Here is a 23,471-nt window from a genome sequence, read left to right as displayed (position 1 = left end):
TCATCCCTCGTGAGTACGGGCACAGCACAGGCGGGACACGGCAGCGCGGCCGCGACGGCGCAGGCCCCGGTCGTGTGCGCGGTGCGTGACCTGGTCAGGACGTACCCCGCCGTCCGCGGCCGCCGCGGCGCCCCCGCCACACCGGAAGTACGGGCCACGGACGGCATCTCCCTGGACGTACGCCGAGGCGAGCTCTTCGGCCTGCTCGGGCCCAACGGCGCCGGCAAGTCCACCCTCGTACGCCAGCTGACCGGACTCATGCGGCCCGACTCCGGCACGGTCCAGATGCTCGGCCACGATCTGGTGCGGCACCCCGAGCGGGCGTCCCGGCTCATCGGCTACCTCGGCCAGGAATCGACCGCGCTCGACGAACTCACCGTCTCCCTCGCCGCCGAGACCACCGGCCGGCTGCGCGGGCTCGACGTACGGACGGCACGGGCCGAGCGGGACGCCGTACTGGACGAACTCGGGCTCACCGACATCGCCGGGCGCCCGCTGAAGAAACTGTCGGGCGGACAGCGCCGGCTGGCCTGCCTGGCGGCGGCGCTCGTCGGCGAGCGGCCGGTACTGGTACTGGACGAACCGACCACCGGCATGGACCCGGTGGCGCGGCGCGCGGTGTGGGCCGCGGTCGACCGGCGCCGGGCGGAGCGCGGCGCGACGGTGCTCCTCGTCACCCACAACGTCATCGAGGCCGAGACCGTGCTCGACCGGGTCGCCGTCCTCGAACGCGGCAAGGTCATCGCCTGCGACACCCCGGCCGGGCTCAAGGCGGAGGTCGCCGGTGAGGTACGGCTGGAGCTGGTCTGGCGGGAGCGGCCACCGCTCGACGTACCCGAGGTCGCCGCGCTGCGCGGCTCCGCCCAGGAATCAGGCCGCAGCTGGGTGCTGCGGCTGACCCCCGACGAGGCGAGGGCGGCGGTCGCCGCGGTGACCGGGGGAGCGGCCTTCGCGGCGCTGGACGACTTCACCCTCGCGACGCCGAGCCTGGAGGACGTCTACCTGGCGCTGGGCGGGCGTACGAAGGGTCTGGTGAAGGCATGAACCCGAGGTCGCGGCGCAGGCATGCGGCGGACGTGGCCCGCGGGGACATGGCGGACTCGGTCCGCGGGGACGTGGCGGACTTGGTCCGTTGGAACGCGGCGGGCGCAGGGCGCGGGAACATGGCGGGCGTGGTCCGCACGGACGTGGCGGGCGTGGTCCGCAAGGACGCGGCAGACGTCGTCCGCGGGAACGTGGCGGGCGTACGCGTCCGTAGGGGCGTATGGGACAGGAGCACCGCAGCGTGAGTGTTGTGCCCGCCGAGGCGGTGACCGGGCGGCAGGCCCGGGTGCAGAGTGCGGTGTCCGCCCAGGACGCCGCCCCGCTCGCGCCGCGCGCACGGCTGCTGCCGTCGCTCGTGGCCGTGTACCGCGCGCAGCTCTCGCGGGCCCGCGTGGCCCGCATCCCGCTGCTCTTCGTGGCCACGTTCCAGTCCGTCGGGATCATGGTCCTGATGCGCGGGGTCGTCGACGGCGGCCCCGAGGCGCGGGCCGTGGTCGCCGGATCCAGCGTGCTCGTCGTCGCCTTCGTCGCGCTCAATCTGCTGGCCCAGTACTTCGGGCAGCTCCGGGCTGGCGGCGGCCTCGACCACTACGCCACGCTGCCCGTGCCGCCCGCCGCGGTGGTGCTGGGGGCGGCGGGCGCGTATGCCTCCTTCACCGTGCCCGGGACGGTCGTCACGGCCGTCGTGGGCTCCACGCTGTTCCAGCTGCCGCTGACCCATCTGTGGGTCCTGGCCGCCGTCATCCCCCTCTCCGGGGCCGCCCTGGCCGGGCTGGGCGCGGCGCTGGGGCTGCTCGCCCCGCGCCAGGAACTCGCCACGCTGCTCGGCCAGCTCGGCATGTCCGCCGCCCTGCTTCTGGGCGTACTGCCGCCCGACCGGCTGCCCGGCCCGCTCGGGTACGCGCGGGATCTGCTGCCCTCGACGTACGGGGTGGAGGCGCTCGCCCGTACCTTCGGCCCCGACCCGGACTGGTCGGCGGTCGCGCTGGATCTCACGGTGTGCGCGGGCGTGGGCATCGTCTCCCTGGCCGTCGCGACCTGGGCGTACCGGCGGGCGGCCGTCCGCTGACCCGATCGGACGTCCCGCCTCCGGGTGAGTGGCGACCGCCTGGCACGATGGCAGGGTGACCGCACCTCTGACGCCGCCTCACGAGCAGCCCCCCAACCATCCCTGGCAGCAGCCCTCCGCCGGGGGCTCGCCCCACCACGCGCCGACCGGGCCCGACGTCCCGGACGACGGGCCCGGGACGGCGGTGGAAGTGCGGCAGGCAGCCGTGCTGACGGTGATCCTCGCCGCCGCCGGTGTGCTTCTCGGGCTGCTGTGGCTGTGGCTGGCGCCGCGGGTGCAGCTCGTCTCGAACGGCGAGGCGGTCTTCCTCAAGGACACCGAGGGTGAGGGAGCGGTCGGCTCGGACGGCACGTTCATGCTGCTGGCGCTCGGCTTCGGCGCGCTGAGCGCGGCCGCGGTCTTCCTGTTCCGCCGGCGCGGCGGTATCCCGCTGGTGGTGGGCCTGGCCGTGGGCGGGCTGCTGGGCTCGGTACTGGCCTGGCAGCTGGGCGTACGGCTCGGTCCCACGCAGGATCTGGTCGCGCAGGCGAAGGCGGTCGGCAAGGGAGTCCCGTTCGAATCGCCGCTGGAGCTGGTGGCGAAGGGGGCGCTGCTGGCGTGGCCCATGGCGGCGCTGGCGGTGCACCTCGGTCTGACGGCGGTTTTCGGCCCCCGCGACCCGGAGCCGCAGCTCGACTGGGGCCCGCCCCCGCCCCCGCCCGCGGCCCGACAGTAGATCCCCCACCCCGCCCCTTCCCGAAACCGGGGGACCCACCGGACCCCCGCGCGTCCGCTGCGCGGCGCGGAAGCCGGGCGGCGGCCCGGGTCCGGCGCGCGCCTGCGGCGTGGCGCGAAAGGCGGGGCAGCCTCCAGCCCCCCGCGCGTCCGCTTCGCGGCGCGGGAAGCGGGGCCGGTGTTCGGCATGCCGTGGGTGCGGGTGTCAGTGGGGGCGGGCGATGGGGGCCAGGGTTGCGTTGGTCAGGGCTGCCAGGGCTGATGGGGGGAGTTCGATCTCCAGGCCGCGGCGGCCTGCCGAGACGCAGACCGTGGCGTGGGTGGTCGCCGACGTGTCCAGGACCGTGCGCAGCTTTTTGCGCTGGCCCAGGGGGGAGATGCCGCCCCTTACGTACCCCGTCGTGCGCTCCGCGGCCGCCGGGTCCGCCATCGCCGCCCGCTTGCCGCCCACCGCCGCTGCCAGGGCCTTGAGGTCCAGGGAGCCGGACACCGGGACAACGGCGACGGTGAGTTCGCCGTCCACGTCCGCGATCAGGGTCTTGAAGACCTGGTCCGGACAGACGCCCAGGGCCTCAGCCGCCTCCTCGCCGTAGGAGGCCGCTGCGGGGTCGTGTTCGTATGCGTGGACGGTGAAGTCCGTGCCCGCGGTGGTGAGGGCGACCGTCGCGGGGGTGCCGGCGGACTGTTGCTTCTTCTTCTGTTTCGCGGCCAAGGAGCGTCTGCCTCAGGTCAGTTGGGGCTCGTCGGGGTCCGGGTCAGGTCGACGGCCGGCAGCGACGGGAGATGACGGATCACCGCGGTCTCGGAGCGCAGCAGCTTCAGTTCCTCCGCGAGCCGGCTCGCGGTGTCCGGTGCCTGGAGCAGCCGCTGCTTGGCCGGGGTGTCCAGTACCGCCGCGGCCGCGATGAGGTACGAGACCACCGACGGCTCGTCCGGCAGCTCCGCACCGGTGGACAGCGAGCGCTCGCGCGCGCCGGCCAGGCGCTTCTGGTAGTTGCGGAAGGCGCGCAGCACCCCTTCGGCCAGTGCGCCCGCGCCCTCGCCGGAGTCCTCGGGGAGCTCCTCGAGTTCGGCGACGAGGTACGGGCCGGTCGCGTCGACCGACAGCAGGCGGACCCGCGTGGTGCCGGTGGCCAGTACCTCGAAGCCGCCGTCCTCGCGCTCGCGGATGGTCGCGGCGTCCGCGACGCAGCCCACCGGGTGGAAAGCCTGGATCGGGTCGTCGCCGAAGCCCGCCGCGGGGCCGCGCTCGGGCACCGCGGTCTGGTCCGGCAGGCCGGGCGCGGTCGGCGCGACCTCGCGGCCGTCCTTGATCGCGACGACGGCGAACCGGCGAGGCTCGTCCTCATCGGTCTTCAACAGGTCGCGCATCATGGCGCGATAACGCTCCTCGAAGATGTTCAAGGGCAGCACGAGGCCCGGGAACAGTACCGAGTTCAGCGGGAAGAGCGGGAGGCGAGCGGTGGTCACAACGCTCAAGCGTAATGGCCGCGGGAGCGGATCCGTCCGGCCCGTCCACCCTGCGGGACCTGCGGGGCCGTGCGGGACCGGACGGCGTCGCGTGCGGCGAGGAACCGGTCGAGCGGATCGTCGGTGAACACGTCCCACGGGAACGAGGTCGCGTACGGGCCGATGAGCCGGAACTGCTTGGACGCTTCGGCCCACCGCTGCCGCGCGAGGAGTACGTACGCCAGGACGTTGCGCACCTCCGCCGGCCAGGGGTCGCCGGCCGCGTACTGCGCGGAGAGTGCGATCGCGAGGTCGGCCGCCCTGTCGATGCGGGCGACCGGCACGGGCGCCGCGCCACCGCCGGTGAGACACGCGAGCGCGGCCCGCACGGGCAGGGCCTGGACCAGGGAGCCGGGCCGGGTGTCCTCCGCGGCCCGCTCGGCGAAGTCGAAGCAGTCGTTCACGGAGCCGCGGACGGAGAGGTAGAGGAGGGCCGAGACGTGCGAGCCGTAGTGGTGCGGGGCGCGACGTACCGCTTCCGCCCACAGTGGCTCGAACACGTCCGGCGGGGCGTCGACGCCGCACGCCTGGTCGAGGGCTATGCGCCACGGCACCGGGTCCCGCGGGTCCCCCTCGGCGACGGCGGTACGGATCAGCGGCGCCGTGTCCCGCAGGAGTTCGGCGCGGGCCGGCGACTCCCAGAACCGGCGGACCGCGAGCTCCGCCGAGACGAGCAGCGCGTCAGGGTCGCCGGGGGAGGCGGCCAGCCAGCCGGCGAACCACTCGGGGCGGCGGTGGGCGAAGGCGGCGAGCCGGACGGCGTACCGGTCGCGGTTCTCCCACTCGGCGTTCTCGCGGGTCAGCGCGAGCAGCTTGGCGGCCGGCCCGTGGTCCCCCTGCCCGGCCGCGACCAGCGCCGGACCGAGCCGCGTGTCGGGTGCGTCGAGGAGCACCTCATCGACAGGCGACGGCCGGGTGGCGGCCGGACGGTGGCCGCGGTGGAAAAGCATGCTGCGGACCATTGAAAACCGCAGGTCGGGCGCGTGTCACCAGTTTTCTGTGAAGCTTTGGTAGGGGCGAATTGGTTGTAATCGACGGAGTCAAGAACAAGTAAAGAACGCGGGGTCGGTGAAGGCCACCGTGCGTCAGCCGCGGCGCAGGAGGCGTGAGGCGCCTGCTGCGACAGTTGTGGCCAGGATCCAGCCGAGCAGGATCAGCGCCGCCGCAGCCCACTGCCAGCGGCCTTCGACCCGCCAGTAGCCGTCCTGGCCGAGATTGATCACCGGAAGCAGCAGATCCAGCGCGTACAGGGAGGCGTTCCACTTGGGATGCTCGTCGGACTTGATCGCCGCCGGGTCGTAGCGGGAGAAGGCCACTGCCCCAGCCGCCCACAGCACCGCCATCCAGAGCGCGGCCCGGCCGGGCCGGTACCCGTACGCCACGGTCCAGTCCTGCAGGAACCCCCACAGCTTCGCGGCCAGCGGCAGCGTCTCGCGGCGTCGGCGCTGCTTGGCCAGGAGCACCTCGCGGGCATCGGCGTCCTCGCCGCTGTTGCGCAGCACGGTGGCCAGCCGTTCGTACGGCTCCGGGGCGTACTCGGGCGTCGCCGCCTCCACCCACTCCAGGCGCCGCGCGAGCGGGAAGTGCCCGCGCGGGACGAGGTTCTCGTAACTGAACCCGCCCATCGCGAAGCCGCCGGGCCCCGGCCAACTGGTCGACTTGTCGACCAGGTTGACGACCCTCGCGCCGGACAGGACCACTCGCCCCCGCTCCGGCCGCTCGCCGAGGAACCGCAGCTCGGGTGTCTGGATCCGGCGCAGCGACACCTCCTGGTCGTTCTCCAGGGTGAAGCGCGCCCGGTCGAAGTCCACGGCGTCACCGAACCGGCCGTCGTCCAGCCGTATCCCGCCCTGGCACTCGAACCGCTGCACCCGGGTACCGCGCAGCGGGGTGTTGCTGGTGCCGTACGGGGGAGTGCCGCCGTTGTCGGCACCGCTGAGGGCGATGGCCGTCATGTAGAGCGTGCGCTCGACCGTCAGCTGCGGGGCATTGAGCGCCCGGCGGCCGTACGGATTGCGCAGCCGGCTGCCGCGCAGGCTCAGCGAGACCCCGACTTTCGCACCGCGCAGGCTCAGCTCGCCGTACGACTCGATCATCTCCGCCTGGAGATCCTGGGCGACGGACAGTCCGTCCGCCGCGATCGAGCGCCCCTTGCGGTCCCGGTGGACCACGATCTGGCTGATCAGTAGATCGGTGCCGATCTGCGCGTCGGTCAGCCGGATGCCGTTCGCCACCCGGCAGCGCGGCATGTGCAGATCGCCCTCGGTGTGCAGCCGGGCTGCCTCGATCCGAGGGATCGCGCAGCCCACCATGCGCAGCGTGGTGAAGTGGGCCTCCGGCACCAGCAGCTCGTTGTCGAACCGGCAGCCGTTCAGCTCGACGTACGGGTCCACCGAGCCGCCCGAGAGATCCAGCGTGCCGGTGATCTGCACACCCCGGAGCTTGAGGGACGCGACTCGCCCGGGCTGCGCCGGCGGCCCGCTGAGCAGCAGCAGGGCGACGATGTCGGCACGCACACTGCGCTCCGGCCCCCAGGGGAGGTTCGACATCGGATCGTCGTCCTCCGCGACACGGGTACTGAGATCGCAGGTGCTTCCGGTGCGGAACGCCTGCCACATGCGCCGTTCTTCCGGGCTGAGATCGTCGGGCATGTCGTCGCCCCGCGGCTCGGTCAAGGCCGCCCCTTTCCCCGATTTCGTACAGCCGTTCTTCCCGCTGTGTGACGGGCTGAACGCTAGTGGTCATGAGCGACTTCTGAAACCAGAGGGGTGGCGCGAAGCGCCTCGCTGAGGGGTGGCGGTCGGGCGACGGGTGGGCAGCTATCAGCCAGTGATGCGTATCAGCCAGTGATACAGGCGTCCGGTGGTCTGGGGCGGTCTGAGAGAATTGGCCACGTGATCTCACGTATCGACCTGCGCGGCGACGCCCTCCCCGAGGGTGCCGCCCTGCGCGACCTGCTGCCCCGTGCCGAGTTCGACGTGGAAGCCGCCCTGGAGAAGGTGCGGCCCATCTGCGAGGACGTACGCCATCGTGGCACGGCGGCGCTGATCGAGTACGCGGAGAAGTTCGACGGCGTGCGGCTGGAGCGCGTACGCGTTCCGGCCGAGGCGCTCGCCGAGGCGCTGGAGCGGCTGGATCCCGCCGTACGGGCCGCCCTGGAGGAGTCCATCCGGCGCGCCCGCATCGTGCACCGCGCGCAGCGCCGCAGCGAGCACACCACGCAGGTCGTGCCGGGCGGCACGGTCACCGAGAAGTGGGTGCCGGTCGAGCGCGTCGGGCTGTACGCGCCCGGCGGGCGTTCCGTCTACCCGTCGTCCGTGATCATGAACGTGGTCCCGGCGCAGGAAGCGGGCGTCGAGTCCATCGCCCTGGCCTCCCCGCCTCAGGCAGACTTCGACGGCCTCCCGCACCCGACGATCCTCGCCGCCTGCGCGCTGCTCGGGGTCGACGAGGTGTACGCGGCCGGCGGCGCCCAGGCCGTCGCGATGTTCGCGTACGGCACCGACGGGCCCGACGGCTGCGCCCCCGCGAACATGGTCACCGGCCCCGGCAACGTCTGGGTCGCCGCCGCCAAGCGCTACTTCACCGGCCGCATCGGCATCGACACCGAGGCCGGCCCCACCGAGATCGCGGTCCTCGCGGACTCCACCGCCGACCCGGTACACGTCGCGGCCGACCTGATCAGCCAGGCCGAGCACGACCCGCTCGCCGCCGCCGTCCTGGTCACCGACTCGGTGGAGCTGGCCGACGCGGTCGAGGAGGAGCTGGAGCCGCAGGTCGCCGCGACCAAGCACATCGAGGACCGGATCCTCCCGGCCCTGTCCGGCAAGCAGTCCGCGATCGTCCTGGTCGACGGGATCGAGGAGGGCCTGCGGGTCGTCGACGCGTACGGCGCCGAGCACCTGGAGATCCAGACCGCCGACGCCGCCGCCGTGGCCGCGCGAGTCCGCAATGCGGGCGCGATCTTCGTCGGGCCCTACGCGCCGGTCTCGCTCGGCGACTACTGCGCGGGCTCCAACCACGTACTGCCGACCGGCGGTTGTGCCTGCCACTCCTCCGGCCTGTCCGTCCAGTCCTTCCTGCGCGGCATCCACATCGTGGACTACACGCGCGACGCACTCGCCGAAGTCACCCACCACGTGGTGACGCTGGCCGAGGCCGAGGACCTGCCGGCGCACGGTGCTGCGCTGAAGGCGCGCTTCGCGTGGAAGGTGCCTCAGCGATGACCGGGATCGACGACCTCCCCATCCGCGACGAGCTGCGCGGCAAGTCCCCGTACGGCGCGCCCCAGCTCGACGTGCCCGTACGGCTGAACACCAACGAGAACCCGTACCCGCTGCCCGAGCCGCTGGTCGAGCGGATCGCCGAGCGTGTCCGCGAGGCCGCCCGCACCCTCAACCGCTACCCCGACCGGGACGCGGTCGAGCTGCGAACCGAACTGGCCAAGTACCTGACGCGTACGGCGGGCCACGAGGTGGGCCCGGCCAACGTATGGGCGGCGAACGGCTCCAACGAGGTCATCCAGCAGCTGCTGCAGACCTTCGGCGGCCCCGGCCGTACGGCCATCGGCTTCGAGCCCTCGTACTCCATGCACGCGCTCATCTCGCGCGGCACCGGCACCGGCTGGATCTCCGGCCCGCGCCGCGAGGACTTCAGCCTGGACGTCCCGGAGGCCGCGCGGGCCATCGCCGAACAGCGGCCCGACGTCGTCTTCATCACCTCGCCCAACAACCCCACGGGCACGGCGGTCGACGCCGAGACCGTGCTCGCCCTGTACGAGGCGGCGCAGGCGGCCAAGGCGAACCCTGCCGGGGCGCTGGTGGTGGTCGACGAGGCGTACGGCGAATTCAGCCACCACCCCTCGCTGCTGCCCCTCATCGAGGGCCGGCCGAATCTGGTCCTGTCCCGCACCATGTCCAAGGCATTCGGCGCGGCCGGCCTGCGCCTCGGCTACCTCGCCGCGCACCCCGCCGTGGTCGACGCCGTACAGCTGGTCCGCCTGCCGTACCACCTGTCCGCCGTCACCCAGGCCACCGCGCTCGCCGCGCTGGAGCACACCGATACCCTGCTCGGGTACGTCGAGCAGCTCAAGGCCGAGCGGGACCGCCTGGTCAGCGAGCTGCGGGCGCTCGACTTCGAGGTCACCGACTCGGACGCGAACTTCATCCAGTTCGGCCGCTTCGCGGACGCCCACGTGGCGTGGCAGGAGATCCTCGACCACGGCGTCCTGGTCCGTGACAACGGCGTACCGGGCCGGCTGCGGGTCACCGCGGGCACCCCGGCCGAGAACGACGCGTTCCTGGAAGCGGTTCGCGCAGTCAAGAAGGAGCAGAACGCATGAACCGCGTAGGTCGCGTGGAGCGGACCACCAAGGAGACCTCGGTCGTCGTCGAGATCAACCTCGACGGCACCGGCAAGGTCGATGTGGCGACGGGGGTCGGGTTCTACGACCACATGCTCGACCAGCTCGGCCGCCACGGCCTCTTCGACCTCACGGTCAAGACCGACGGCGACCTGCACATCGACTCCCACCACACCATCGAGGACACCGCCCTCGCCCTGGGCGCCGCCTTCAAGCAGGCGCTCGGCGACAAGGTCGGCATCTACCGCTTCGGAAACTGCACCGTGCCGCTGGACGAGTCGCTCGCCCAGGTCACCGTGGACCTCTCCGGCCGCCCGTACCTCGTGCACACCGAGCCGGAGAACATGGCGCCGATGATCGGCGAGTACGACACGACGATGACCCGGCACATCCTGGAGTCGTTCGTCGCGCAGGCCCAGATCGCGCTGCACGTCCACGTCCCGTACGGGCGCAACGCCCACCACATCGTTGAATGCCAGTTCAAGGCGCTGGCCCGCGCGCTGCGTTACGCCAGCGAGCACGACCCGCGCGCCGCCGGAATCCTGCCCTCCACGAAGGGCGCCCTGTGACCGGCCTCTCCACCGTCCTGATCGTCGTCGGACTCTTCCTCGCCGGAGGTGTCTACTCCTTCTCCAAGCAGCAGATGCCCAAGGGCATCGTCGTGGTGCTCGCGATCGGCTCGGTGATGTGTCTGGTCGCCGGCGTCCTGCGGATCCAAGGAATCTGGGAATGAGCGCAGCCAGGAAAGTCGTCGTCTTCGACTACGGATTCGGCAACGTCCGCTCCGCCGAGCGGGCGCTCGCCCGCGTCGGCGCGGACGTGGAGATCACCCGCGACTACGACAAGGCCATGACCGCCGACGGGCTGCTCGTGCCCGGCGTGGGCGCCTTCTCGGCCTGTATGAAGGGCCTCACCGAGGCGCGCGGCCACTGGATCATCGACCGCCGGCTCTCCGGCGGCCGTCCCGTCATGGGCATCTGCGTGGGCATGCAGATCCTCTTCGAGCGCGGGATCGAGCACGGCGTGGAGACGGACGGCCTCGACGAGTGGCCCGGTACGGTCGCCCCGCTCAAGGCCCCGATCGTGCCCCACATGGGGTGGAACACGGTCAAGGCCCCCGAGGACTCCGAGCTGTTCGCGGGTCTCGACGCCGATGCCCGCTTCTACTTCGTGCACTCGTACGCCGTGCACGACTGGACCCTCGAAATCACCAACCCGAGGATCCGCGCCCCCCGGGTCACCTGGGCCACGCACGGCGAGCCCTTTGTGGCGGCCGTCGAGAACCGGGCCCTGTGGGCCACCCAGTTCCACCCCGAGAAGTCCGGCGACGCCGGCGCCCAGCTGCTGACCAACTGGATTGGGACTCTCTAAATGGCGAAACTCGAACTCCTCCCCGCCGTCGACGTCCGCGACGGCCAGGCCGTACGCCTGGTTCATGGCGAGTCCGGCTCCGAGACCTCCTACGGCGACCCGCTGCAGGCGGCCCTCACCTGGCAGCGCGCGGGAGCCGAGTGGCTGCACCTGGTCGACCTCGACGCCGCCTTCGGTACGGGTGACAACCGCGCGCAGATCGCCGAGGTCGCCCGCTCCATGGACATCAAGGTCGAGCTGTCGGGCGGCATCCGTGACGACGCCTCCCTCGCCGCCGCGCTGGCCACCGGCTGCACCCGGGTCAACCTCGGGACGGCCGCGCTGGAGACCCCCGAGTGGGTCGCCAAGGTGATCGCCGAGCACGGCGACAAGATCGCGGTGGGTCTGGATGTACGCGGTACGACGCTGCGCGGACGCGGCTGGACCCGCGACGGCGGCGACCTCTACGAGACGCTGGCGCGCCTGGACTCCGAGGGCTGCGCCCGCTATGTCGTCACCGACATCGCCAAGGACGGCACGCTCCAGGGCCCGAACCTGGAGCTGCTGAAGAACGTCTGCGCGGCCACCGACAAGCCCGTCGTCGCCTCCGGCGGCGTCTCCTCGCTCGACGACCTGCGCGCGATCGCGACGCTCGTACCGCAGGGCGTGGAGGGCGCCATCGTCGGCAAGGCGCTGTACGCGAAGGCGTTCACGCTGGAAGAGGCGCTGGCGGCGGTAGCCGAATGACCGGAGAGGTGCGACGCGTGCAGAGCGGAAGTCCCTGGGAGGAGACGATCGGCTTCGCGCGTGCCGTAGCCGCGGGGGACCGGGTCTCGGTATCGGGGACCACGTCCTTCAAGGGCCGGGTGCTGTACGGCGAGGGCGACCCGTACGAACAGACCAAGGTCGCCTTCGGCCACGTGATGGAGGCGCTGGCGGAGTTCGGCCTCGGTGCCGAGGCCGTCATCCGCACCCGTATGTACCTGACCCATGCGCGGGACGTCGACGAGGTGTCGCGGGCGCACAAGGAGTTGTTCGACTCCGTACGCCCGGCCGCGACCCTGCTCGTGGTCGAGGGCTTCGTCGACCCGCGCATCCTGGTCGAAGTAGAAGTAGAAGCATTCCGAGGAGCCCCCGAATGACGCTGGCCGTAAGGGTCATCCCCTGCCTGGACGTGGACAACGGCCGGGTTGTCAAGGGTGTCAACTTCCAGAACCTGCGGGACGCCGGCGACCCCGTCGAGATGGCCAAGCTGTACGACGCCGAGGGCGCCGACGAGCTGACCTTCCTGGACATCACGGCGTCCTCCGGCGACCGCGAGACCACGTACGACGTGCTGCGGCGCACTGCCGAGCAGGTCTTCATCCCGCTGACCGTGGGCGGCGGCGTGCGCACCACGGACGACGTGGACAAGCTGCTGCGCGCGGGCGCCGACAAGGTGGGCGTCAACACCGCGGCCATCGCCCGCCCCGAGCTGATCCGCGAGATCGCCGAGCGGTTCGGCCGCCAGGTGCTGGTCCTCTCCGTGGACGCGCGCCGCACCGAGGCGGGCACGTTCGAGGTCACCACGCACGGCGGCCGTCGCGGCACCGGCATCGACGCGGTCGAGTGGGCGCACCGGGCCGCCGAGCTGGGCGCGGGGGAGATCCTGCTCAACTCGATGGACGCGGACGGCACGAAGGACGGCTACGACACCGAGATGATCGCGGCGGTGCGTAAGTACGTCACCGTCCCGGTCATCGCCTCCGGCGGCGCGGGCAAACTGGCCGACTTCCCGCCGGCGATCGCGGCGGGAGCGGACGCGGTGCTGGCGGCCACGGTCTTCCACTTCGGCGAGCTGCGGATCTCCGAGGTCAAGGACACGCTGCGGGCGGCGGGCCACCCCGTTCGCTAGTTCGAGTTGGCGCTCGCGGTAGTGAATCGGGTAGCGGTCATGGTTGCGGTCACTCTAGTCTGATCTCATGCCTGGAATCACGATCGAGTTCACCGAAGAGGAACTGGCCGAGCTCCGCGCGGAAGCCAAAGAACAGGGCGTCGCGATCAAGCGGCTGGCCCACGACATACTGACCGAGGATGTCGTGCGCAGACGGCAGAAGCAGCGGTTCATCGAGGGAGCGGTGAAGAAGGCGATTGAGCTGAAGGCCGAGTTCGAGCAGAGGTTCCCGGCGGGTCTGCGGTGACCCTCTACGTAGATGCCGGATGGGTCCTCAACATCCAGCTCGATGTTTCCCCGCCCAATACGCCAATCCGGGACTGGGGCGCGCTCCAGTGCATGGCTGATCGGCACAGGTTCGAGCGCATCGCGGGCGAGCCGTACTACGAGGAGGCCGCCTCGCGGGCGGCGACCTTCCTGCACACGGCGCTGCGGCTGCGGCCGTTCACCGACTACAACGCGGTGATTGGTGCGGCTTGTGCGTGGGAGTACATGGAGCAGTCAGGGACGCCCTTCACACTCCCGCCCGGCGGCATGGCCAAGCTCGTAGCGGACATCCGCAGTGACGAGGCCGACCTTCAGGAAATTGCCCGTCAGCTGCGCGACTGGGCAGCGTGAACGCCCCGCCCGCAACCGACACCGTCATAACCGATGCCGTCCCGGAGCGCCCCGCGCACCGGGACGGCAATGTGTTGCGGTGGCTCGGCGCGTACACCGCCTCGCTCGTCGGCGACAGCGTGTACTTCGTCGCCCTGTCCTGGGCCGCCGTCCAGGCCGGCAGCCCGTCCCAGGCCGGTCTCGTGCTGGCCCTCGGCGCCCTGCCCCGCGCGGTGCTGATGCTCGGCGGGGGAGTGATCGCCGACCGGCTCGGGCCGCGCCGCGTCGTGATCGGCAGCGATCTCGTGCGCTGTTTGGTGATCCTCTCCGTCGCCGCCGTGCTGTTCGCCGCCCGGCCCGGACTCTGGCTGCTCGCCGTCGCCGCGCTGGTCTTCGGCGCGGTCGACGCCCTCTTCATGCCCGCGGTCGGCGCGCTGCCGCCGCGGATCACCACCGCCGGGCAGCTCACCCGAGTCCAGGGCCTGCGCGGCCTCGCCATGCGCGTCGGCAATGTCGCGGGCGCTCCGCTGGGCGGGCTGGCGGTCGCCACAGGCGGCCCGGCCGCCGCCTTCCTGATAGCCGGTGCGCTGTTCGCCGTATCGCTCGTCCTGCTGATGGCGGTACGGGTTGCCGCCCTGCCCGTGGCGGAGACGGAAACCGCCCCCGGCACGCTGCGCCGCGACCTCGTCGACGGGCTGCGCTACATCCGCCGCCACCGCACCCTCGCCGCGCTGGTCGTGGTCATCGGCATCGGCGACCTGGGCTTCGTCGGGCCGCTCAATGTCGGACTGACCCTCCTCGCCGAGGACCGCGGCTGGGGCGCGGGCGGCATGGGCTGGACCATCGGCGGCTTCGGCGCGGGAGCGGGCGCGGCCTCGCTGCTGCTGCCGTACGCGGGCGGCTGCCGCGCGCCGGCCTGGTGCAGGGGTGGTCGCTGACCCTGGGCGCGCTCGCGATCGGCGTGCTCGCCTTCGTCCCCACCGTGCCCGCCGCGGCCGCCGTCGGCGTGTGCATCGGCCTGCTCGCGGGGCTCAGCGGCGCCCTGTGCCACGCACTCGTACAGGCCACCGCCGACCCGGCCTACCTCGGGCGGGTCACCTCCGTCTGCAGCCTCTTCAGTCTCGGTGTCGCGCCGCTCAGCTTCCCGCTCACCGGCGCGGCCATCGGCCTCTGGGGGCCGCAGCCGGTCTTCGTCGCCAGCGCCGCGATCTGTGCGGCCGGCGGTGTCATCGGCCTGTGCGCACCCGCCCTGCGGCGCGCCGAACTGCCGCGCTGAGCGCGTGGGCTCAGGACGTCAGGCCGAGCCTCGCCTCGTACAGCATGGCGATCGCGTCCTTGTCGCCGTCCAGCTCCACCCGCGCCGCGCCCTGCCTGCCGTACGCGAACAGCAGCAGCTCACCCGGCTCCCCGGTGACCGTCACCACCGGGGTGCCGCGGTGCGCCACCACCGTCTGGCCGTCCGGGCGGCGCAGCACCACCCCGACCGGGGACTTGCGGCCCAGCACGCGGGCCGCCTTCTCGAGGCGGCTCCACAGGACATCGGCGAACACCGGATCGAGGTCGCGCGGCGTCCAGTCCTGCTGGGCCCGCCGGACGTCCTCGGCGTGCACGAAGAACTCCACCGCGTTCGCCGCCTCGTCGATCGGCTTGAGGGCGAACGGCGACATCCGCGGCGGCCCGGTGCGGATCAGCTGGATCAGCTCTTCGTACGGCTTCGACGCGTACTCCGCCTGCACCCGCTCCAGGCGCGGCTTCAGCGCGCCCAGCAGCAATCCGCCCGCCGCGTCGGGGCGGCGCTCGCGCACCACCTCGTGCGCGGCGAGGTCTCGGGTATTCCAGCCGTCGCACAGGGTCAGGGCATCGGGCCCCGCCGCTTCCAACAGATCGGCGAAAAGTAGCCGTTCACGCTTCGCATGGGTCGACATGACCGCCAGCGTACGACCGTATGCGCAGCGCTGCCACGGCAGAGCCGGAGCGCGGCCTCCCCGCGCCCCGCCCACCTGCCGGACAGTCGTCCCGTTCTGGTGCGCCGTCACGGCAGAATGGGCGTATGACCAGCACGACACCCCAGCCTCCGGACCCGCGCGGCGGCCTCGTCCCCGCCATCGCCGCCCGCCTCAAGCGCGGCGCCGACGGCCTCGTCCCCGCCATCGCCCAGCAGTACGACACCGGCGAGGTGCTCATGCTCGGCTGGATGGACGACGAGGCACTGCACCGCACCCTCACCACCGGCCGCTGCACGTACTGGAGCCGCAGCCGCCAGGCGTACTGGGTCAAGGGCGACACCTCCGGGCATGTCCAGCACGTCAAGTCCGTTGCCCTGGACTGCGACGGAGACACCGTCCTGGTGCAGGTCGACCAGGTCGGAGCCGCCTGCCACACCGGCGACCGCACGTGTTTCGATGCCGACCAACTCCCCCTTGGACAGTAGGTAGGCTCAGCCGCCATGGATCTCGAGACGTTCCGCAAGCTGGCCGCCGACCGCCGTGTCATCCCAGTCAGCCGCAGGCTGCTGGCGGACGGGGACACTCCGGTCGGGCTCTACCGCAAACTGGCCGCCGAGCGCGAGGGCACCTTCCTGCTGGAGTCCGCCGAGAACGGCCGCTCCTGGTCCCGGTACTCCTTCATCGGCGTACGCAGTGCCGCCACCCTCACCGCACGCGACGGCGAGGCGCACTGGATCGGCACCCCGCCGGTGGGCGTCCCGGTCGGTGGTGACCCGCTGCAGGCACTGCGGGCGACCGTCGAGACGCTGCACACCCCCCGGGACCTCGCGGGTGGCCTGCCGCCGTTCACCGGCGGCATGGTCGGCTACCTCGGATACGACATCGTGCGCCGGCTGGAGAAGATCGGCGACCACACGCAGGACGACCTGAAGCTGCCCGAGCTGACCATGCTGCTCACCTCGGACCTGGCGGTGCTCGACCACTGGGACAGCACCGTCCTGCTGATCGCCAACGCGATCAACCACAACGACCTCGAAACCGGTGTCGACGAGGCGTATGCGGACGCCGTCGCGCGCCTCGACGCCATGGAGGCCGACCTCGCCCGGTCCGTGCACAGCGTGCCCGCCGCGCTGCCGCCCTCCGAGCTGCCCGAGTTCTCCGCGCTGTGGGGCGGCGAGGCCTACCAGTTCGCCGTCGACGACATCAAGGAGCGCATCCGCGCGGGCGAGGCTTTCCAGGTCGTACCGTCCCAGCGCTTCGAGACGCCGTGCCGGGCGAGCGCGCTGGACGTCTACCGGGTACTGCGGGCCACCAACCCCTCGCCGTACATGTACCTCTTCCGCTTCGACGGCTTCGACGTCGTCGGATCCAGCCCGGAGGCGCTGGTCAAGGTCGAGGACGGGCGGGCCATGGTGCACCCGATCGCCGGCACCCGGCACCGCGGCGCCACCCCGCAGGAGGACCAGGCCCTCGCCGACGAGCTGCTCGCCGACCCCAAGGAGCGGGCCGAGCACCTGATGCTCGTCGACCTCGGCCGCAACGACCTGGGGCGCGTCTGCGAGCCCGGCAGCGTCGAGGTCGTCGACTTCATGTCGATCGAGCGGTACTCGCATGTGATGCACATCGTGTCCACCGTGACCGGCAGGGTCGCCGACGGACGTACGGCCTTCGACGTACTCACCGCCTGCTTCCCGGCCGGCACCCTGTCCGGTGCGCCCAAGCCGCGCGCCATGCAGATCATCGACGAGCTGGAGCCCACGCGGCGCGGCCTGTACGGCGGCTGTGTCGGGTATCTCGACTTCGCCGGGGACTCCGACACGGCCATCGCCATCCGCACCGCGCTGCTGCGCGACGGCACGGCGTACGTCCAGGCCGGAGCGGGTGTCGTCGCCGACTCCGACCCCGTCGCCGAGGACACGGAGTGCCGCAACAAGGCGGCCGCCGTGCTGCGGGCGGTGGGCACGGCGAACCGCCTCCACGGCGGCTGAGGCCGTGGGGGATAGTGGGGGGCGTGAGTGCCGTACCCCAGCCCGAGTCCGCGCCGGCCGCGACCGGAGTCGCCCCGACAGCCAGGAGCAGCCGCCGCAGCGTCGGCCCCGCCCTGCTGCTCGGTGCCGTGGGCGCGGCGGTGGTGTTGCTCGCCTCGGGGCAGACCTGGGCCGAGGGCACGGCCGCCGTCGGCGGCGGCACGCTGTCGCTGGACGTGGACGGCCGTGACGTCACCGGCGTCCCGGCCGCGCTCGCCATCGTGGGTCTGGCCGCCCTCGTCGCGGTCTTCGCGGTCCGCAGGGCAGGACGGGTGCTTGTGGCCGCACTGCTCGCCCTGAGCGGCGCCGGGGCGGCCCTGGCGGCCTTCCTGGGCGCCTCGGACAGCGACGCGCTCAACGAGGAGGCGGCGCGGATCGCCGCCGACTCCGCCGCCACCGTGGATGCCGTCAGCCATACCGCCTGGCCGTTCGTCTCGGCGGCCGGCGGCCTGCTGATCCTGCTCGCGGGGCTGCTCGCCCTGCGGTACGGGGCGAACTGGCCCGCCATGTCGGGGCGGTACGAGCGGGACGGCAGCCCCCGGGTACGCAAGACCCGCAGCGCGGTGGACCCCGAGCGCCCCGAGGAGCTCTGGAAGGCGCTCGACCGGGGCGAGGACCCGACGCGTGACCCGACGGGTGACCCGACGCGTGACTCCTGACACCCCGGGCCCATTCACCCCGCGGAGTGCGGGACAATAGCCAGCGACAAGCGTCAACGAAAGCAACGAGGAGCAAAGTCATGGCGGGCAGCAGCCACGGACACACCCCGGCCGCCTGGACCGGTGTCACCATCGCCTTCATCGGTTTCTGCATTTCCGGTGCCTTCATGGTGCTGGACATCCCGCTCGGGTTCTGGGCCGGCCTCGTTGTCGTAGCGCTCGGCGGTGTGGTCGGCATGGCGATGAAGGCCGCCGGTCTCGGCCAGAAGCAGCAGGCCCCTGCCCGCGTTCAGGCACGTGCCGAGGCGCAGCTCCAGAGCAGCTGAGCCCGTTCGGACGTGAGGCGCAGCCCCACCGGGGCTGCGCCTTTCTTCGTGATCGTGGACAATCGCCGGGTGGACGCCTCTTCCCCTTCCGCCGCCCCCGCTCCGGGGCCGGCCCCGGCCCCCGGTCCGGCCCCCGCCGCCGCTGTTCCGGCGGCCCCCGCTCCCGAGCGGCTCGCTCGACGTCTGGCGGCGCCGGTCGGCACCCTGGCCGCGGTGGTCGCCGCCTTCGCGTACGCCGGTGCGGTCGACCCCAACGAGCCCGGCCACTACCCGGTCTGCCCCCTGCTGAAGCTCACTGGGGTCCTCTGCCCCGGCTGCGGCGGGCTGCGCAGCGCCCACGCCTTCGCGCACGGCGATCTGGCCGCCGCCTTCGGCGCCAACGCGCTCGCCGTGCTCGGGTACGGGATCTTCGCCGTCCTGATCGCCGTATGGCTGGTGCGCGCGGTGCGGGGCCGGGCTTGGCGGCCGGCTCTTGCCGCACTGCGGCCCGTGTACTGGTGGGGCATCGGGGCCGTCGTCTTGGCTTTCACCGTGGTCCGGAACCTGCCCTTCGGGGCTGTTCTGGCGCCCTGAATGCACCATTCCGGTCGTCCGGGACGTGGGACGCCGTCAACCGGATGCGGGGCCTACGCCTTCCTGCGGATATCATCGGGAGTGCTGATCCCGTTACACCGTGAACCAGCCAGACCACTTGTCCCGTCCCGTTTCACCGTCCCGGAAGGGGGCCGCTCGCGTGAGTGTGCTCGACGAGATCATCGAAGGTGTCCGCGCCGACCTCGCAGAGCGGCAGTCGCGTGTGAGCCTCGACGAGCTCAAGGAGCGCGCCGCCAAGGCGCCCCGGGCCAAGGACGGGGTCGCCGCGCTGCGGGGCGACAGCGTCAAGGTGATCTGCGAGGTCAAGCGCTCCAGCCCGTCGAAGGGCGCGCTCGCCGCGATCGCCGACCCGGCCGGGCTCGCCGCCGACTACGAGGCGGGCGGTGCGGCGATCATCTCCGTACTGACCGAGCAGCGCCGGTTCGGCGGCTCGCTGGCCGACCTGGAGGCCGTACGGGCCAGGGTCGACATCCCGGTGCTCCGCAAGGACTTCATCGTCACGGCCTACCAGCTGTGGGAGGCGCGGGCGTACGGCGCCGATGTCATCCTGCTGATCGTCGCCGCACTCGAGCAGGAGGCCCTGGTCTCGCTGATCGAGCGGGCCCAGTCGATCGGGCTCACCCCGCTCGTCGAGGTGCACGACGAGGAGGAGGCCGAGCGCGCGGTCGAGGCCGGCGCGAAGATCATCGGTGTCAACGCGCGGGATCTGAAGACGCTGAAGGTCGACCGCTCGACGTTCGCGCGGGTGGCCCCCGAGATTCCGGCCGGCATCGTCAAGATCGCCGAGTCGGGCGTGCGTGGCCCGCACGACCTGATCGCGTACGCGAATGAGGGTGCCGACGCGGTGCTGGTCGGTGAGTCGCTCGTTACTGGGCGGGACCCGAAGTCCGCCGTCGCCGACCTTGTCGCGGCGGGCGCGCATCCGGCGCTGCGGCACGGGCGGAGCTGACCGCCCACATGACTGCTGTCCGCCGCCCCGTTGCCCGCCCTGGCCTGCGTCTGCGGTTCGCCGGTGTGCAGGCGCGGCTGCCGCATGCGCCGCTGGCGCGCGGCTGCCGGCCTCGCGGCTGCCGGGCTCCGGCGCGGCGGGTGCATGGGCGGCGGGTGCGGTATGTGATCGGGTCGGAGCCGGGGCAGGTCAACGGCATGCGATGGCGCGGCTGAGCGCGCCTTAACCTTGGCCGGGGTGCGGTGCCGGTGCGTTCTGCGTACGGTGCCGGCCCTCCGCGGCCTACTTTCCGGACTGCTATCCTCACCGCGCTTCGCGCGTGTTGCGACGCTTTACGTCCGAAAAGCAGGCCGCTCCGGTCCGTCCCCTCCCCATCGTTGCCGGGTGCGGGATGTGTTGGTTTTGGCGCATACGGTGAAATCCACCCGTTGAGACTTATGGGGCGCGGAGCCCCTTCTGAGGAGTATGTCGGATGTCTTCTGACTTCTTCATTCCGGATCCGGACGGTCGAGTTCCCAGCGCCGAGGGGTACTTCGGTGACTTCGGTGGGAAGTTCATTCCCGAGGCGCTCGTTGCCGCGGTCGATGAGGTCGCCGTCGAGTACGACAAGGCGAAGGCCGATCCGGCTTTTGCCGCTGAGCTCGAGGATCTGCTGGTCAACTACACCGGGCGGCCGAGTGCGCTGACCGAGGTGCCGCGGTTCGCCGAGCATGCCGGTGGGGTGCGGGTTTTCTTGAAGAGGGAAGATCTGAACCACACCGGTTCGCACAAGATCAACAACGTGCTGGGACAGGCGCTGCTCACCAAGCGCATGGGCAAGACGCGTGTGATTGCTGAGACCGGTGCCGGGCAGCATGGCGTGGCCACGGCGACCGCGTGTGCTCTGTTCGGGCTCGAGTGCACCATCTACATGGGGGAGATCGACACCCAGCGGCAGGCCCTGAATGTTGCGCGGATGCGCATGCTGGGTGCTGAGGTCGTGGCGGTCAAGTCGGGTAGTCGGACGCTGAAGGACGCCATCAACGAGGCGTTCCGGGACTGGGTCGCCAACGTGGACCGGACGCACTATCTGTTCGGGACTGTGGCGGGGCCGCATCCGTTCCCGGCCATGGTGCGGGACTTCCACCGGGTCATCGGTGTGGAGGCGCGCAGGCAGATTCTGGAGCGTGCCGGGCGGCTGCCGGATGCGGTGGCGGCCTGTGTGGGCGGCGGGTCCAATGCCATTGGGCTGTTCCACGCGTTTCTGCCGGATGCTGGGGTGCGGCTGGTCGGTTTTGAGCCTGCGGGGCATGGGATTGAGACCGGGGAGCACGCGGCGACTCTGAGTGCGGGGGAGCCCGGGATTCTGCATGGGTCTCGCTCTTATGTGCTGCAGGACGAAGAGGGGCAGATCACCGAGCCGTACTCGATCTCGGCGGGTCTGGACTACCCGGGGATCGGGCCGGAGCACGCGTATCTGAAGGACACCGGGCGCGGCGAGTACCGGGCGGTGACCGATGACGAGGCCATGCAGGCGCTGCGGCTGCTGTCCAGGACCGAGGGGATCATCCCGGCCATCGAGAGCGCGCACGCGCTGGCCGGCGCGCTGGAGCTGGGCAGGGAGCTGGGCAAGGACGGGTTGCTGATCGTCAATCTGTCCGGCCGTGGCGACAAGGACATGGACACCGCTGCCCGCTACTTCGGGCTGTACGAGGAGGGGGCCAAGTGAGCGGGAATGTTGAGTTGTTGAGCGCTGTCCTCGCCAAGGCGAAGGCGGAGGACCGGGCGGCGCTGGTCGCCTATCTGCCGGCCGGTTTTCCCACGGTGGACGGCGGGATCCAGGCCGTGAAGGCCGTCATCGCGGGTGGCGCCGACGTGGTGGAGGTCGGGCTGCCGCACAGTGACCCGGTTCTCGACGGGCCGGTCATCCAGACCGCCGACGACATCGCCCTGCGGGGTGGAGTCAAGATCGCTGATGTGATGCGGACCGTGCGTGAGGCGCACGAGGCGACCGGGGCGCCCGTGCTGGTGATGACGTACTGGAATCCGATTGACCGGTACGGCATCGAGCGCTTCACGGCTGAGCTGGCGCAGGCCGGGGGCGCCGGGTGCATCCTGCCCGACCTGCCGGTCCAGGAGTCCGCGGTGTGGCGCGAGCATGCCGAGAAGCACGGGCTCGCGACGGTGTTCGTGGTGGCGCCGAGCAGCAAGGACGAGCGGCTGGCCACCATTACGGCCGCCGGTTCCGGGTTTGTGTACGCGGCCTCGCTGATGGGCGTCACGGGCACCCGTGAGTCGGTTGGGGAGCAGGCGCAGGATCTGGTGCGGCGGACTCGGGCGACGACCGAGCTTCCGGTGTGTGTCGGGCTCGGTGTGTCCAATGCGGAGCAGGCTCGGGAGGTCGCCGGGTTCGCGGACGGGGTGATCGTCGGGTCCGCGTTCGTCAAGCGGCTGCTGGACGCGCCGGATCTGGCGGCCGGCCTGGTGGATGTGCAGGCGCTGGCGGCCGAGCTGGCGGCGGGCGTACGTCGCCGCTGACGTCTTGCGTCGCTCGTACGGGTGGATATGGGGCCGGGGAGGCACGCGAGTGCCTCCCCGGTTCGTTTGCGGGGAGTGAGCGAGAAGAACCGTGATGGAAAACGATCTGCCCGTGAGCGACTCATCGAGGAGCGCGAGCGGCAGAAGGCGCGCGACAGGCGCAGGCGGACGCTGATCGTGTCCGCCGCCGTCGTCGGCGTGCTCGGCCTGGCCGCGGTGGTGGGCCTGATCGCCGCCAACGCCGGCGACGACGGCGAGGAGGCCTCGGGTCCTGTCGTCGCGCCGAGCGGCGCGACCGGGAAGGACGCTCTCGCGATCCCCGTGGGGAAGGACAGCGCCAAGTCCACCCTCGTGATCTGGGAGGACTTCCGCTGTCCGGCGTGCAAGTCGTTCGAGGACAACTACCGGGACACGATCCACGAGCTCTCGGACGAGGGGCAGCTCAAGGTCGAGTACCACCTCGCGACCCTCATCGACGGGAACATGGGCGGCAGCGGTTCGCTGCGCTCGGCGAACGCGGCTGCCTGTGCGCAGGACGCGGGGAAGTTCACCGAGTACCACGACGTCCTGTTCCAGAACCAGCCGCCCGAGACGGACGACGCCTTCGCCAAGAACGACCGGCTGATCGAGCTGGCGGGCAAGGTGGAGGGACTCGACACCGCGGCGTTCAAGCAGTGTGTCAACGAGGGCACTCACGACAGCTGGGCCGTGAAGTCCAATGAGGCGTTCCAGGCGGGTGGCTTCCAGGGCACTCCGACGGTCCTGCTCAACGGGGAGAACATCTTCGGGGACCAGCAGAACCCGCTGACCCCGGACAAGCTGAGGCAGAAGGTCGAGGAAGTGGCGAAAGGCTGACGCTCCGGGTTACGGAGTTA

29 protein-coding genes and 1 pseudogene are annotated in these 23,471 nt (G+C 71.6%); 25 read left to right on the top strand and 5 right to left on the bottom strand.

Translation table 11 applies throughout. The features are described from left to right. Window positions 1-9: 9 nt before the first annotated feature. From NLX86_RS04010 to NLX86_RS03995, 4 genes are read left to right on the top strand one after another with little or no spacing between them, the layout of a single operon-like run. Complete coding sequence (locus tag NLX86_RS04010; RefSeq protein ID WP_374213829.1) at window positions 10-1,044, top strand: ABC transporter ATP-binding protein; 1,035 nt, start codon at window positions 10-12, stop codon at window positions 1,042-1,044. Then, window positions 1,041-1,289, top strand: coding sequence for a hypothetical protein (locus NLX86_RS04005; protein ID WP_254370167.1), 249 nt, complete (start codon window positions 1,041-1,043; stop codon window positions 1,287-1,289). The genes NLX86_RS04010 and NLX86_RS04005 overlap by 4 nt, the downstream gene beginning before the upstream one ends. Further along, the gene (locus NLX86_RS04000) at window positions 1,286-2,113 is read left to right on the top strand and encodes an ABC transporter permease (protein WP_374213828.1); all 828 of its coding nucleotides are present in this window, start codon (window positions 1,286-1,288) and stop codon (window positions 2,111-2,113) included. Before NLX86_RS04005 ends, NLX86_RS04000 begins: the two co-directional genes overlap by 4 nt. A 55-nt stretch (window positions 2,114-2,168) precedes the next feature. Beyond that, window positions 2,169-2,828, top strand: coding sequence for an AAA family ATPase (locus tag NLX86_RS03995; RefSeq protein WP_254370165.1), 660 nt, complete (start codon window positions 2,169-2,171; stop codon window positions 2,826-2,828). Window positions 2,829-3,032: 204 nt separating this feature from the next. Here the strand turns inward: NLX86_RS03995 and ybaK are convergent, their stop codons facing one another. The 4 genes from ybaK to NLX86_RS03975 form a co-directional block, all read right to left on the bottom strand. Further along, window positions 3,033-3,539 carry a Cys-tRNA(Pro) deacylase gene (gene ybaK, locus NLX86_RS03990; protein ID WP_254370164.1) on the bottom strand — a complete coding sequence of 169 codons (507 nt, stop codon included), beginning with the start codon at window positions 3,537-3,539 and terminating at the stop codon, window positions 3,033-3,035. 17 nt (window positions 3,540-3,556) lie between these two features. Further along, complete coding sequence (locus tag NLX86_RS03985; protein ID WP_254370163.1) at window positions 3,557-4,297, bottom strand: LON peptidase substrate-binding domain-containing protein; 741 nt, start codon at window positions 4,295-4,297, stop codon at window positions 3,557-3,559. A gap of 5 nt (window positions 4,298-4,302) precedes the next feature. Beyond that, window positions 4,303-5,286: a hypothetical protein gene (locus tag NLX86_RS03980; RefSeq protein WP_254370162.1), complete on the bottom strand. Its 984-nt coding sequence runs from the start codon at window positions 5,284-5,286 to the stop codon at window positions 4,303-4,305. Between the two features lie 135 nt (window positions 5,287-5,421). Beyond that, window positions 5,422-7,011: an oxidoreductase gene (locus NLX86_RS03975; RefSeq protein ID WP_254370161.1), complete on the bottom strand. Its 1,590-nt coding sequence runs from the start codon at window positions 7,009-7,011 to the stop codon at window positions 5,422-5,424. Between the two features lie 219 nt (window positions 7,012-7,230). Between NLX86_RS03975 and hisD the strand changes: the two genes are divergently transcribed. The 11 genes and pseudogenes from hisD to NLX86_RS03920 all read left to right on the top strand — a co-directional run bounded on the left by hisD (window position 7,231) and on the right by NLX86_RS03920 (window position 14,854). Continuing rightward, a complete protein-coding gene (gene hisD / locus NLX86_RS03970; RefSeq protein ID WP_254370160.1) occupies window positions 7,231-8,562 on the top strand; it encodes a histidinol dehydrogenase in 1,332 nt (443 codons plus the stop codon). After that, window positions 8,559-9,677, top strand: a complete 1,119-nt coding sequence (locus tag NLX86_RS03965; RefSeq protein WP_254370159.1) for a histidinol-phosphate transaminase — start codon at window positions 8,559-8,561, stop codon at window positions 9,675-9,677. The genes hisD and NLX86_RS03965 overlap by 4 nt, the downstream gene beginning before the upstream one ends. Next, window positions 9,674-10,267: an imidazoleglycerol-phosphate dehydratase HisB gene (gene hisB, locus NLX86_RS03960; RefSeq protein ID WP_254370158.1), complete on the top strand. Its 594-nt coding sequence runs from the start codon at window positions 9,674-9,676 to the stop codon at window positions 10,265-10,267. Before NLX86_RS03965 ends, hisB begins: the two co-directional genes overlap by 4 nt. Further along, window positions 10,264-10,431 (top strand): hypothetical protein, encoded by a 168-nt coding sequence (locus NLX86_RS03955; RefSeq protein WP_254370157.1) that lies wholly within the window; start codon window positions 10,264-10,266, stop codon window positions 10,429-10,431. The genes hisB and NLX86_RS03955 overlap by 4 nt, the downstream gene beginning before the upstream one ends. Further along, complete coding sequence (hisH, locus tag NLX86_RS03950) at window positions 10,428-11,069, top strand: imidazole glycerol phosphate synthase subunit HisH (protein WP_254370156.1); 642 nt, start codon at window positions 10,428-10,430, stop codon at window positions 11,067-11,069. The genes NLX86_RS03955 and hisH overlap by 4 nt, the downstream gene beginning before the upstream one ends. Beyond that, window positions 11,070-11,795, top strand: a complete 726-nt coding sequence (gene priA / locus NLX86_RS03945) for a bifunctional 1-(5-phosphoribosyl)-5-((5-phosphoribosylamino)methylideneamino)imidazole-4-carboxamide isomerase/phosphoribosylanthranilate isomerase PriA (RefSeq protein ID WP_254370155.1) — start codon at window positions 11,070-11,072, stop codon at window positions 11,793-11,795. It abuts the gene before it with no gap. Beyond that, the gene (locus NLX86_RS03940) at window positions 11,792-12,190 is read left to right on the top strand and encodes a RidA family protein (protein ID WP_254370154.1); all 399 of its coding nucleotides are present in this window, start codon (window positions 11,792-11,794) and stop codon (window positions 12,188-12,190) included. The genes priA and NLX86_RS03940 overlap by 4 nt, the downstream gene beginning before the upstream one ends. Further along, a complete protein-coding gene (gene hisF, locus NLX86_RS03935; RefSeq protein WP_254370153.1) occupies window positions 12,187-12,942 on the top strand; it encodes an imidazole glycerol phosphate synthase subunit HisF in 756 nt (251 codons plus the stop codon). Before NLX86_RS03940 ends, hisF begins: the two co-directional genes overlap by 4 nt. A gap of 67 nt (window positions 12,943-13,009) precedes the next feature. After that, the gene (locus NLX86_RS03930) at window positions 13,010-13,228 is read left to right on the top strand and encodes a hypothetical protein (RefSeq protein WP_254370152.1); all 219 of its coding nucleotides are present in this window, start codon (window positions 13,010-13,012) and stop codon (window positions 13,226-13,228) included. A gap of 92 nt (window positions 13,229-13,320) precedes the next feature. Continuing rightward, entirely contained in the window at window positions 13,321-13,599 is a 279-nt protein-coding gene (locus NLX86_RS03925; protein WP_254370151.1) for a hypothetical protein, read from the top strand. Next, window positions 13,596-14,854, top strand: a pseudogene (locus NLX86_RS03920) (MFS transporter). The gene NLX86_RS03925 and the pseudogene NLX86_RS03920 overlap by 4 nt, the downstream one beginning before the upstream one ends. A 10-nt stretch (window positions 14,855-14,864) precedes the next feature. Here the strand turns inward: NLX86_RS03920 and NLX86_RS03915 are convergent. After that, window positions 14,865-15,503: a TIGR03085 family metal-binding protein gene (locus NLX86_RS03915; protein WP_254370150.1), complete on the bottom strand. Its 639-nt coding sequence runs from the start codon at window positions 15,501-15,503 to the stop codon at window positions 14,865-14,867. A gap of 125 nt (window positions 15,504-15,628) precedes the next feature. Here NLX86_RS03915 and hisI point away from each other — a divergent pair, with 125 nt between their 5' ends. From hisI to NLX86_RS03865, 10 genes are all read left to right on the top strand, one after another. Continuing rightward, entirely contained in the window at window positions 15,629-16,009 is a 381-nt protein-coding gene (gene hisI, locus NLX86_RS03910) for a phosphoribosyl-AMP cyclohydrolase (protein WP_254370149.1), read from the top strand. A gap of 15 nt (window positions 16,010-16,024) precedes the next feature. Next, window positions 16,025-17,512: an anthranilate synthase component I gene (locus NLX86_RS03905; RefSeq protein ID WP_254370148.1), complete on the top strand. Its 1,488-nt coding sequence runs from the start codon at window positions 16,025-16,027 to the stop codon at window positions 17,510-17,512. A 14-nt stretch (window positions 17,513-17,526) separates the two neighbouring features. Further along, entirely contained in the window at window positions 17,527-18,210 is a 684-nt protein-coding gene (locus tag NLX86_RS03900; RefSeq protein ID WP_254370147.1) for a TIGR02234 family membrane protein, read from the top strand. Between the two features lie 80 nt (window positions 18,211-18,290). Then, window positions 18,291-18,536: an HGxxPAAW family protein gene (locus NLX86_RS03895; RefSeq protein ID WP_254370146.1), complete on the top strand. Its 246-nt coding sequence runs from the start codon at window positions 18,291-18,293 to the stop codon at window positions 18,534-18,536. Between the two features lie 69 nt (window positions 18,537-18,605). Further along, entirely contained in the window at window positions 18,606-19,109 is a 504-nt protein-coding gene (locus NLX86_RS03890; RefSeq protein ID WP_254370145.1) for a DUF2752 domain-containing protein, read from the top strand. A 160-nt stretch (window positions 19,110-19,269) separates the two neighbouring features. Then, complete coding sequence (gene trpC, locus NLX86_RS03885) at window positions 19,270-20,079, top strand: indole-3-glycerol phosphate synthase TrpC (RefSeq protein WP_254370144.1); 810 nt, start codon at window positions 19,270-19,272, stop codon at window positions 20,077-20,079. Window positions 20,080-20,087: 8 nt separating this feature from the next. Next, window positions 20,088-20,294: a tryptophan biosynthesis modulator TrpM gene (gene trpM, locus NLX86_RS03880; RefSeq protein ID WP_254370143.1), complete on the top strand. Its 207-nt coding sequence runs from the start codon at window positions 20,088-20,090 to the stop codon at window positions 20,292-20,294. 257 nt (window positions 20,295-20,551) lie between these two features. After that, window positions 20,552-21,787, top strand: a complete 1,236-nt coding sequence (trpB, locus tag NLX86_RS03875; RefSeq protein WP_254370142.1) for a tryptophan synthase subunit beta — start codon at window positions 20,552-20,554, stop codon at window positions 21,785-21,787. After that, window positions 21,784-22,596, top strand: a complete 813-nt coding sequence (trpA, locus tag NLX86_RS03870) for a tryptophan synthase subunit alpha (RefSeq protein ID WP_254370141.1) — start codon at window positions 21,784-21,786, stop codon at window positions 22,594-22,596. Before trpB ends, trpA begins: the two co-directional genes overlap by 4 nt. A 75-nt stretch (window positions 22,597-22,671) precedes the next feature. Further along, on the top strand, window positions 22,672-23,451 hold the full coding sequence (locus tag NLX86_RS03865; RefSeq protein ID WP_254370140.1) for a thioredoxin domain-containing protein: 780 nt from the start codon (window positions 22,672-22,674) through the stop codon (window positions 23,449-23,451). The last annotated feature ends 20 nt before the right edge of the window (window positions 23,452-23,471 follow it).

It is taken from the genome of Streptomyces sp. A3M-1-3 (assembly GCF_024213665.1).
Taxonomy (GTDB): Bacteria; Actinomycetota; Actinomycetes; order Streptomycetales; family Streptomycetaceae; genus Streptomyces.
The sequence above is the reverse complement of the archived record's forward strand: the minus strand, read 5'-3'. Positions and strand labels throughout refer to the sequence as shown.

What these genes read in the sequence shown, in the direction of transcription:
- hisI (WP_254370149.1), top strand. Translation starts at nt 15,629, where the DNA reads ATGACCAGCACGACACCCCAGCCTCCGGACCCGCGCGGCGGCCTCGTC.
- NLX86_RS03915 (WP_254370150.1), bottom strand. Translation starts at nt 15,503, where the DNA reads ATGTCGACCCATGCGAAGCGTGAACGGCTACTTTTCGCCGATCTGTTG.
- NLX86_RS03905 (WP_254370148.1), top strand. Translation starts at nt 16,025, where the DNA reads ATGGATCTCGAGACGTTCCGCAAGCTGGCCGCCGACCGCCGTGTCATC.
- hisF (WP_254370153.1), top strand. Translation starts at nt 12,187, where the DNA reads ATGACGCTGGCCGTAAGGGTCATCCCCTGCCTGGACGTGGACAACGGC.
- NLX86_RS03940 (WP_254370154.1), top strand. Translation starts at nt 11,792, where the DNA reads ATGACCGGAGAGGTGCGACGCGTGCAGAGCGGAAGTCCCTGGGAGGAG.
- trpM (WP_254370143.1), top strand. Translation starts at nt 20,088, where the DNA reads ATGACTGCTGTCCGCCGCCCCGTTGCCCGCCCTGGCCTGCGTCTGCGG.
- hisH (WP_254370156.1), top strand. Translation starts at nt 10,428, where the DNA reads ATGAGCGCAGCCAGGAAAGTCGTCGTCTTCGACTACGGATTCGGCAAC.
- trpB (WP_254370142.1), top strand. Translation starts at nt 20,552, where the DNA reads ATGTCTTCTGACTTCTTCATTCCGGATCCGGACGGTCGAGTTCCCAGC.
- NLX86_RS03925 (WP_254370151.1), top strand. Translation starts at nt 13,321, where the DNA reads ATGGCTGATCGGCACAGGTTCGAGCGCATCGCGGGCGAGCCGTACTAC.
- NLX86_RS03965 (WP_254370159.1), top strand. Translation starts at nt 8,559, where the DNA reads ATGACCGGGATCGACGACCTCCCCATCCGCGACGAGCTGCGCGGCAAG.
- NLX86_RS04005 (WP_254370167.1), top strand. Translation starts at nt 1,041, where the DNA reads ATGAACCCGAGGTCGCGGCGCAGGCATGCGGCGGACGTGGCCCGCGGG.
- NLX86_RS03895 (WP_254370146.1), top strand. Translation starts at nt 18,291, where the DNA reads ATGGCGGGCAGCAGCCACGGACACACCCCGGCCGCCTGGACCGGTGTC.
- NLX86_RS03930 (WP_254370152.1), top strand. Translation starts at nt 13,010, where the DNA reads ATGCCTGGAATCACGATCGAGTTCACCGAAGAGGAACTGGCCGAGCTC.
- NLX86_RS03980 (WP_254370162.1), bottom strand. Translation starts at nt 5,286, where the DNA reads ATGCTTTTCCACCGCGGCCACCGTCCGGCCGCCACCCGGCCGTCGCCT.
- hisB (WP_254370158.1), top strand. Translation starts at nt 9,674, where the DNA reads ATGAACCGCGTAGGTCGCGTGGAGCGGACCACCAAGGAGACCTCGGTC.
- priA (WP_254370155.1), top strand. Translation starts at nt 11,070, where the DNA reads ATGGCGAAACTCGAACTCCTCCCCGCCGTCGACGTCCGCGACGGCCAG.